Origin of the sequence: Mycobacterium sp. (assembly GCF_044370595.1) — a bacterium.
Classification (GTDB): Bacteria; Actinomycetota; Actinomycetes; order Mycobacteriales; family Mycobacteriaceae; genus Mycobacterium.
On record NZ_JBILVF010000144.1, the window covers coordinates 1 to 8,919 of the forward strand.

An 8,919-nucleotide genomic window follows, 5' to 3' on the forward strand; every position below is an offset into this window, starting at 1 on the left:
GACGGGGTGTACACCAGCGAGTTGGCCAGGTTCAGTTGCACGCTGGCCCACTGCTCGGGGTAGTCCTCGGGGGTGTAGACCTTCAGCGCCGAGCGCAGCGACTGTGCGGCCACCCCCAGCCGCAACTGGCTGGAGGCCTCGGTCATCGGCATGGTCAGGTAGGCCGTCGCCAGGTCGGCGTGCGCGGCCGCCCACAGCACCGGCGCCTCCTCCCGCAGGATCAGTTGCAGCGTCGAATGGTAGTGCGGCACAGCGCGGTTGAGCAGATCGGGGCGGTCCACCGCCTGCTCGTGCAGCAGCCCGGCCAGGCTCAGGTGCAACTCGGCCCGGGCCACCCGCAGATCCTCGGCACCCTCCAACGCACGCAGCGCCTGCTCAAACCGGGTCACCGCCCCGGGGCCGTCGGTCTGCGCGGCCACCGAACCGGCGGCCCCGAGCAGCACCCCGCGCAGCGGCTCACAGCCCGGCGGGACCAACTCGGCCGCCTGGTCCAGCAGTGCCACCGCGGCCGCCGGAGCACCGTCGTCGAGGGCCTTACTGGCCTGGGTGGACAGCACCAGGGCGGCCACCTCGCCGGTCGGGGTGTCCCCGGTGGCGGTGTCCACGTCGGGTGGTGTGTCGCTGCGCCCCAGCGCGAAGAGCACCACATCCACCAGCACCCCGAATTCGCCGAGATCCGAACGCAATTGGTCGGGGTCTTCGGTGTCGGGGTCCATCACGAACCGGTTGTAGCGGGTGACCGGGTCATCGGCGGTCAGCACGGCCAAAGCCCCGTCCCGGTCGCCTGCCAGCGCCAGCGCGTGGGCGCGCAGCGCCTCAGGCCAGTCCGGTACCCGGCCGGCCAGCAGCGCGAGTCGGGCGTCCTCGGTGTCGGGGGATGCCGGGATCAACAGATAGCCCAGCGGAAGCGGGAAAGCGCCCAGTGGTTGCGGCCGGACCGCGAGCCCACCTGGGTCCGGCACAGTCGGGTCAGCGTCGGTCACAACACTCCTTCTACCAGCCGGTGTCATCCGCGTCGCGGCCCGCCGCCGATATCGCGTTCGGCAGCACGTCGGATCAGATCGGCGGCCAGGTCGGCGCGAGCCTTGGTGGCGTGGGTGTTGATCCGCTTACGCACCACGCCGTCGGCGAAGACCACCACGATCTCGACGGCCCAGCGCCCCCGGTCGGGGACGACGACGGTCTGGACGTCGAGGGCCTCGTCGGTGCAACTGTCGGCCCGGACGACGGTCTTGGGGCGCTGCGGCTCAGTCATGACGATCACGTACCCAGGTCACTGTGGGGGTATCTGCTGCTCACGCAGCGCAATCCGCAGTGCCTTGTTCTCATCGTCCCAGAATGCCGCACGGACGCCGACCGGGAAACCGTCGGCGAGGCTTTCTTGGATCAGCACCGGGTGCACCAGCACCGCCCGGTCGCCGGCCGGGTTGCGTTGCTTGAGCAGCAAGCCGCCACTGCTGGGTCCGCGCAGCGGGAACATCCACAGTTCGCCGTCACGCGGGACCGCCGCCGCCGCGTCGGAGGGAAACCGGCTTGCCGCCAGCGCGGCGTCGAGGCGCAGGTATCCGTCGGCGGTGAACTCCACGTCGACCTGCCCGTCGACCTCGGGGCGCAGCGGGGCCAGGAAGTCCCGCTCGATCAGGGCGATGACCTGCTCCATGCCGGCAAGGACCGGGTCGGAAAGTTCGGCGCCGAGATCCATGGCGGCGGCTTCGATGAGGAACACGGTGATGTCGGTGGGGCAGGCATCGCCCAGCGCCCAGCGGGCGAACGGGATGGCGTGGTCCCACCGGAACGAATGAGTGTGCATACCCTGCAGCGGAGGCAGGTCGGTCAACTCCTCCCCCGGCACCCGGTACACCGTTCCCGGTGCAGCCCCGGTAGCCCCCTGACTGACACAGGCGTCGACGATGACGACCCGTTGCGCACCGCGCATCTGGAAACCGACGTCCATCCCGGCGGTGCCGCCGTCGACCAGTTTGGCGCCCACGGGCACCCCGCGGTCCCACAGGTGACGGATCAGGACCGGACCGACGCCGTCGTCGCCGCGCAGCAGGTTGCCACACCCGACGACGAGCACATCGCAGCCGGGAGGCTCGAGGTCGACGGTCGAGTCGCTGACCCCCTCGGTCACACCATTCCGTTGATCACGAACTTCGACAGTTCCCTACCGGTCTTGCCGTCGTAGGCGTGCACGGTGCACACCAGGCAGGAGTCGAAGCTGCGCGCCACGTGGCCGAGTTCGACCGGATCCTCCGGGTCGACGATCGGAGCGCCGACGAAGGCCTTCTCCATCGGGCCAAGAACCTCGCCGCCGTCCCGCGGCCCGATGTTCCACGCCGTCGGCGTGATCACCTGGTAGTTCTTGATCTTGCTGTTCTCGATGACGATCCAGTCCGACAGCGAACCGCGGGCGGCCTCGGTGGAGCCGAAGCCTTTGCCGGAGTCGTGCTCGGTGGGCTTGGTGTAGAAGCTTTCCTTGAGGTCGATCTGGTCCAACCAGGACCGCACCCACTTGTAGTACTTGGGTGCCTCGTGCAGGCGGGCCAGCTGACGGACCATGACGCTGGGTCCGATCTTGTTGTAGATGTCCAGGAACAGCGGGTCGTTGTCCTGATGCGGCGCGGCGTTCGGGCCGGCCGCGGCCATCCGCCGGGCCAACGGACCGGTCTCCAGGGGCAGGTTGCCGAAGCCGTCCACCTCATAACGCGGCGACTTGGCCCAGCTGTACTTGCCCTGGGTCTTGCCCTTCTCCGGGTCGATCGGGATGGTCTCACCGTCGAACGGGTGCAGCGGACGGCTGCCCTCGTAGAACGAGTGGGTGACGTCCTCGAGGACCTTGGCCTGGTCGAACTCGTTCCACTGGCCGCCGACGAACACCCCACCGCGGCCGATCAGCGCGGCGTTGCGGCCCTCGATGGTCGGCCGCTGATAGAGCGACGGGTCGAAGTAGGTGCCGGTCGACAGGTAGTTGCCCACCCCGACGCCGTACTTGTCCAGACCCACATCGAGGGAGTAGCGGATGAAGAAGCCCAGGTCGCTGTTGTATTGCGACTCGTTCTCGTCGACCCAGGCCAGCACGTCCTCCCAGGACTTGTTCTCCAGCCAGCGGTCGACACTGCAGCCCAGCAGGTCGGACTCCAGCCAGTTGTCCTTCCAGTTCTCCAGGATCGCGATCGACCGGGTGACGTCGGACAGCGTCGGTGCGCCCATCACGCCGCCGGGCACCATGAAGCTGGAATGCGGCCACTGCCCGCCGAAGATGGCGTACACCTCGACCGGCTTCTGGGACAGCACCACGCCCTTCTGGTAGCTGGTGCCCACGTACGGAGCGTGCCGGCGGACCGCTTCGTCGTACATCGAGGACTTGGCGTAGTTCTTGTTGGTCAGGTCGATGGCGAACAGCGCGTAGTAATAGCGCGGGATGGACTGCAGGGTCTCGCAGCCCTGGGCGATGTTGCGGATCAGGGTGGCGTTGGGCGGCAAGTGGGTGCGCCACGCGGTGTCGAGTGCGTAGGCCGACTTGTAGAGGTGGCTGCCGCCGCAGATGCCGCAGATACGCGGCGTGACGATCAGGCCGGCCTGCGGGTCCTTACCCCGCAGGATGATTTCGAAGCCGCGGAACATCGCCGCCTCGGTCCAGGCCGAGGTGACGACACCGTCGTCGATGGTGACCCGGACGTCGAGGTCTCCCTCGACGCGCCCGAGTGGGCTGACGTGCAGATCAAGCGCGGTCATGAGCGATGTCCTCCAAAGGTGTTGTGGTCAGCGGATGTCGAGGCGTGGCTAGACCACGAACATGTCTTCTTTGCTCCACTGCGGAGCGGCCAACCGCGCCGCGGCGGCATGCGCCATGTAGGACAGCTTCTTGGAGCCGGTGCCGACTTCCTTGGGGATCACCCCGGCGACCTTCTGGGTCTTGAACACCGTGCCCGGCGCCAGGTCGAAGTGCGGGAACTCCGGTTCGGTGCAGCCGTAGCAGGGCTGGCCGGCGCGGGTCTTGGACGACTGGCGGTTCCACAGGATCCGGTTGCACGGCGAGTGCGTCATCGGGCCGCGGCAGCCGAACTCGTAGAACAGGCAGCCGGTGCGGGTGCCCTCACCGAAGGACATCGTCGACTGCTTGTACTCGTAGAACTGCACCCGGGTGCAGCCGGTCTGGGTGAAGGTTTTGAAGAACGTCTGCGGCCGCTGCAACTCGTCGAGGGCGATGTCACTGGTGCGGCCGGTGGCCAGCGCGACCAGGATCTGGGTGATCCAGTCCGGGTGCGCCGGGCAGCCCGGGATGTTGATCACCGGTAGGCCTGCCTTGGATCGGAAGTCCGGGCCGAGGAACCCACCCTTGTTGCGCTTGTGGTACTGCAGACCGGTCGACGCCGAGGGGTTGGGCTCCATCGCGGGGATACCGCCCCAGCAGGCGCAGTCACCGATCGCGACGACGATGCCGGCCTGCTTGGCCATGTCGGTGACCCAGTCCTTCATCGGGCGGTCGGCGAACATGTCCATCCGACCGGTGCCGTTGGGTGCCTCGATGACCGAGCCCTCGAAGACGAAGACGTCCATCGGGCGCTCACCGTTGGCGCAGTCCCAGAAGATCTTCTGGGCTTGGTTGCCCAGTTCCAGGCCCAGCGAGGGATGCCAGATCACCTCCAGACCGAAGTCGACGATCAGGTCGACGACGTTGGGTTCATCGGCATTGAGGAATGACATGGTGTTGCCACTGCACGCCCCTCCCTGAAACCACAGAACTGACGCCATATGGGACTCCTCTCAGAAAATCGCCGCGCGGCGACGCCGAAGTCTCCGGGACGAACACGTCTCCCAGTCGTCTTAATCGGCAATTCGAGAGTACCGCCGGATAGTGCCGAAGGGAACGAAATCCGGCCGCGAAACGGCCTGAAAACATTACGTTTTCCAGCCCTCCGGCCGGGGTCCACCGCGATACCGCAGCCTTACCTAAGTCGAGGTCTGACCGTCGATCAGGACGGTGACCCGCACCGACGTCCCCGCTCCCGGACGTGAGCGGACTTCCATTGTGCCGCCGACGAGTTCGGCCCGTTCGGCCATCGAGAGCCTGCCGTAGCCCATCTCGGGGTTGGCGGTTGTCGCGGCTGCACCGCGACTTTCCCGACGATCCGGAGATGTGGGTGTCACACGAGGCGATCTACCAGGCCCTCTTCGTGCAGGGCCGGGGATCGTTGCGCCGCGAGTTGCACCAATGCCTGCGCACTAAACGCGCCGTGCGCCGTCCGCAGCATCAACCCCGAACCCGGCGTGGACGCATCCCGGGAATGATCAACATCAGCGAACGCTCCGCCGAAGCCGATGATCGCGCCGTGCCCGGGCACTGGGAGGGCGACCTCATCATGGGCAGCACCGTCTCGAACTCGGCCATCGGCACCCTCGTGGAGCGCACCACCCGGTTCGTGATGCTGCTGCATCTACCCGAGGGCCACGGGGCCCAGGCAGTCCAGGACGCCATCATCGCCAAGATGAGCCAGCTCCCGGCGATGCTGCGCCGCTCATTGACCTGGGACCAGGGCAAGGAGATGGCCAACCACGCGGCCATCTCCCTGGCCGCCGATCTCGACATCTATTTCTGCGATCCGCACTCAACCTGGCAGCGCGGCACTAACCAATGAGAACACCAACGGCCTCCTCCGCCAATGGTTCGCAAAAGGCACCGATTTGTCGGTGTTCCCCGCCGACTACCTCGACTACGTCACCGCTTGAACCCGCCGCCGTTTTGGCGATCTGGATGCAGGCTCGATGAAGGTCTCCCCCCACGCCTCCCCCGGTCGGGGGATCCCGCGAGCGCCGAGGCCCGGATAGTTCCCCGCGTGAGCGCATATTGGTGGGAGCGGACCGGCCGCCCCTACGTCGGTGAACTCGAGGCGGTGATCGTCTCGCTGGATCGTGCGCTGACCGCCGGGGACTGCGCCGTGGTGCGCAACCTCGTTTGGGATCTGCACTGCGCGGGGATCCGGGTCGCTGCGGTGACGTCGCTGCGCGGCGCGGCGGTGCAGCGGTCGGTGCGCGACCTCCTCGGCGACGGGGCCGTCGAACTGCTGCTCACCGGTGACGACGTCGAGAATCTGCGCCCTGGGGGAGCTCGGAATCCGGGCGGAAGACGCTCTGGCAGTGGAGGATTCGGCCGAGGGGTTCGCCGCCGCGGTGGATGCGGGCCTGGCGGCGGTGATCACGGACGGGCCGGTGTCGGTCCGGAGTTGCCGGCGGGCCCGCGAGCGTTGGGCCGCGAACCCTTCGCGCTGCAGCCCTGCGCTAACCCAGCGCTAACCCTTCTGGCCGCAGGCCTTCACCACTAACTCACGCACTGCTGGGGGTCACCCTCCCCGGCCAGTACTCCCTTGACGAGCCCGGGGAGGTACCGGTGATCCGAGGCGGTCAGAGCGACGACGGGTTGCCGCTGAGCCGTAATAACGGCCCGATGGTCAACGTCCTGACGCTGAATCCGGTCGTACTTGCCGTGGTGCTGTCGGCCCTTGCGGCCGGGATCACGATCCCGCTGACCAGGTGGTCGGTCCGGCGCGGTCGCAACGACTCTACGGCGCTCGACGGGGCCGCGACGTTGGTGTGCGGCTCTTTCATCTTCATCAGCGCCTTCGTCATGGTCACGGTGTGGCAGTCCGGGAAGACGAGCTGACCGAGGTCACCGGACTGCCCTCACTTCCTCCGGCGCAGGGTTCCGCCCGTGCCGACAACGCGCTGAGGGCGGTCGGCGAAACGCTGGACGAGTACGCCGCAAATGCACGGATTCCCAACGATTCCTCGCTGTGGGAATGGTGGCGCGCTTTGTCGGACCAGCGGGTGGAGCGCCTCTCCATGCGTACACCACTGCCCGGTGCCCTGCTCGGGGTCATGCTGGTCGCTGCGGTGGCCTAGCTGGTCCTGATGGCGCTTTATCCTGCGGGCCAGGACATGGCAGTGCGGTGGATCATCGCGGCGTTGAGCTGTGTGGTGGTGGTGACGGTACTGGTCGCCGTTGCCATGCTGATCAACCCCGGAGAGAAGCAGACGGTCCGGCGGGGCCCCGTCGAAGCCCTCAACGCCGTGATCGACAACCGACCCTGACCGCTTGCGGCGCAGGCCAATTCGCCGGCTATCTGAAAAAGGCGTTGACCGCGAACCCGATGCCCTGCATCACCGCGCGTGGTGCCACGCCTCGGGGCCGGCCGCACCCGCACCCCAATGCAGCAAAACGCTCGACTGGGAAACCCCAGCCGAGCGCTTGCGTGATCTTCTACTGCATCATCAGGGCTAGGGCGTTCCAGGGTCGCCCGCTTTCCCGGGCGTGCCACCGGCGACCGCTTTACCGCCCTTGCCGCCCGCGCCGCCCACGGTGCCCGGCAGGGCGCCGCCGTTGCCGCCGTTGCCGCCGTTGCCGCCGTTCAGGGAGGGGCCGGTAGACAAGCCACTCGCGCTGGTGCCGTCGCCGCCGTTGCCGCCGTTGCCGGCATTGCCGCCGTTGCCGCCTTTGCCGCCGTCGGCGCCGTTGCCGCCGGAAATCGCTAGGCCGCCATTTCCGCCAGCCCCGCCGTTACCACCGGTCGCTTTGCCGGGGGTGCCGGTCTGGCCGGGGGTTGCTCCCGCTCCCCCGGCGCCGCCGAGGCCTTGGGTCCCGGAACCACCGCCGTTGCCGCCGTTGCCACCCGGGCCGGGGTTCGGGTCCACGGTGTAGGGCGGTGCTGGGACAATAATGAAGCCAGTACCGCCGGTATTGCCGTCACCGCCCTGGCCGCCCAGGGCGACTCCACCGTTGCCGCCGTTGCCGCCGTTTCCGGCCACACCATTCGTGCCCTTCCCGCTGCCGGCCCCACCGGCCCCGCCGGCCCCGCCCGACCCGCCGTTCCCGGCGGTTCCGGCCTTCCCGCCGTTGCCACCGTCGCCACCTCTGCCTGCCGGTTGGCCGGTGCCGATTTCCCCCGGCTGGCCCCCCGCCCCACCCGTTCCGGCGGCGCCGCCGCGGGCGGTGCCGCCCGCGCCGCCGACGCCCCCGGCACCGCCGATGCCGCCGTTGCCGGACCCGCCTGCTCGGCCTCCGGCACCGCCTGCCCCGCCGACGCCGCCTTCACCGCCGATGCCGCCGGCGCCACCGTCGCCACCGGGCGAGCCCGTCGCTCCGATATTGGTCGTACTGAGCCCGGCGGCGCTGCCGGTGCCGCCGTTCGCGGTGCCGCCGGCGCCGCCTTGACCGCCGATGCCGCCGGCCCCGCCGTTGCCCGACGTGCTGCCCCCGGACCCGCCAGCGCCACCCACGCCGCCAGCGGCGCCGCGCCCGCCCGCACCGGCGGCCTTCCCCGGATTGCCGGGCAGGGCAGTGCCTGCGCCTGGGCTTGCGGCGTTGTTTCCATTGCCGGACGCACCGCTGCCGCCTCTACCGCCGTTTCCGCCGGCACCGCCGTTCCCGGTCGATCCGCCGGCGCCGCCGGCGCCGCCGTTGCCAGCTACGCCGGCAACCAGGTCGAGTCCGTTGCCGCCGTTGCCGCCGGTGCCACCGTCGCCGCTCCGTGCGACCCCGGCGGAACCACTGGTCCCGTCAAGGCCCTTCGTTGAACCGGCGCCGCCATTACCGCCCGTCCCGCCGGTACCGACGACACCCGCGCCGGGTTCGCCGCCGTTGCCTCCGGCAGCGCCGTCGGTGCCGCCCGGGACGGCCGGGGCCAACAAGAAGGACGCCATGCCGTCGGCGCCATTGCCGCCGGTCCCGCCGGTGCCGCCGACCGTCGCACCGCCGGCACCGCCGTTGCCGCCGTTGCCGCCGACGCCCTGCGTGCCCGTGCCTCGGGCAGCCCCGCCGACACCGCCGTCGCCGCCGACACCGCCCTTGCCGCCCTTGCCGCCGGCCCCGCCCGCGCCGCCGACACCGGCCGCAAGGGCCGGAGAGGTTTGGCTACCGAG

At 69.2% G+C, this 8,919-nt stretch carries 10 protein-coding genes and 2 pseudogenes; 5 read left to right on the forward strand and 7 right to left on the reverse strand.

The window, feature by feature from the left end; genetic code table 11:
* The 6 genes from ADBZ5N_RS15255 to ADBZ5N_RS15280 form a co-directional block, all read right to left on the reverse strand.
* Positions 1–983, reverse strand: a 983-nt coding sequence (locus tag ADBZ5N_RS15255; protein WP_526258798.1) for a hypothetical protein, incomplete at its 3' end; no start/stop codon positions are given.
* Positions 984–1,006: 23 nt separating this feature from the next.
* Positions 1,007–1,255, reverse strand: coding sequence for a hypothetical protein (locus ADBZ5N_RS15260; RefSeq protein ID WP_526258800.1), 249 nt, complete (start codon positions 1,253–1,255; stop codon positions 1,007–1,009).
* Positions 1,256–1,273: 18 nt separating this feature from the next.
* Positions 1,274–2,134 carry a hydrogenase maturation protease gene (locus ADBZ5N_RS15265; protein ID WP_526258802.1) on the reverse strand — a complete coding sequence of 287 codons (861 nt, stop codon included), beginning with the start codon at positions 2,132–2,134 and terminating at the stop codon, positions 1,274–1,276.
* Positions 2,131–3,738 carry a nickel-dependent hydrogenase large subunit gene (locus tag ADBZ5N_RS15270; protein WP_526258804.1) on the reverse strand — a complete coding sequence of 536 codons (1,608 nt, stop codon included), beginning with the start codon at positions 3,736–3,738 and terminating at the stop codon, positions 2,131–2,133. Before ADBZ5N_RS15270 ends, ADBZ5N_RS15265 begins: the two co-directional genes overlap by 4 nt.
* Before the next feature lie 48 nt (positions 3,739–3,786).
* Positions 3,787–4,758, reverse strand: coding sequence for an NADH-quinone oxidoreductase subunit B family protein (locus ADBZ5N_RS15275; protein WP_526258806.1), 972 nt, complete (start codon positions 4,756–4,758; stop codon positions 3,787–3,789).
* A gap of 198 nt (positions 4,759–4,956) precedes the next feature.
* Positions 4,957–5,154 carry an ATP-binding protein gene (locus ADBZ5N_RS15280; protein WP_526258816.1) on the reverse strand — a complete coding sequence of 66 codons (198 nt, stop codon included), beginning with the start codon at positions 5,152–5,154 and terminating at the stop codon, positions 4,957–4,959.
* On the opposite strand from ADBZ5N_RS15280, the pseudogene ADBZ5N_RS15285 reads away from it, so the two are divergent.
* The 5 genes and pseudogenes from ADBZ5N_RS15285 to ADBZ5N_RS15305 all read left to right on the forward strand — a co-directional run.
* Positions 5,106–5,724, forward strand: a pseudogene (locus ADBZ5N_RS15285) (IS30 family transposase); the annotation flags it as partial. The gene ADBZ5N_RS15280 and the pseudogene ADBZ5N_RS15285 sit on opposite strands and share 49 nt — an antisense overlap.
* A 116-nt stretch (positions 5,725–5,840) precedes the next feature.
* Positions 5,841–6,326: a hypothetical protein gene (locus ADBZ5N_RS15290; RefSeq protein WP_526258808.1), complete on the forward strand. Its 486-nt coding sequence runs from the start codon at positions 5,841–5,843 to the stop codon at positions 6,324–6,326.
* Positions 6,327–6,391: 65 nt separating this feature from the next.
* Positions 6,392–6,664, forward strand: a complete 273-nt coding sequence (locus tag ADBZ5N_RS15295) for a hypothetical protein (RefSeq protein WP_526258810.1) — start codon at positions 6,392–6,394, stop codon at positions 6,662–6,664.
* Positions 6,640–6,903: a hypothetical protein gene (locus ADBZ5N_RS15300; protein WP_526258812.1), complete on the forward strand. Its 264-nt coding sequence runs from the start codon at positions 6,640–6,642 to the stop codon at positions 6,901–6,903. The genes ADBZ5N_RS15295 and ADBZ5N_RS15300 overlap by 25 nt, the downstream gene beginning before the upstream one ends.
* A 9-nt stretch (positions 6,904–6,912) precedes the next feature.
* Positions 6,913–7,092 (forward strand): hypothetical protein, encoded by a 180-nt coding sequence (locus ADBZ5N_RS15305; protein WP_526258814.1) that lies wholly within the window; start codon positions 6,913–6,915, stop codon positions 7,090–7,092.
* A gap of 186 nt (positions 7,093–7,278) precedes the next feature.
* Here ADBZ5N_RS15305 and ADBZ5N_RS15310 read toward each other — a convergent pair.
* Positions 7,279–8,919: pseudogene (locus tag ADBZ5N_RS15310) on the reverse strand (PE family protein); the annotation flags it as partial.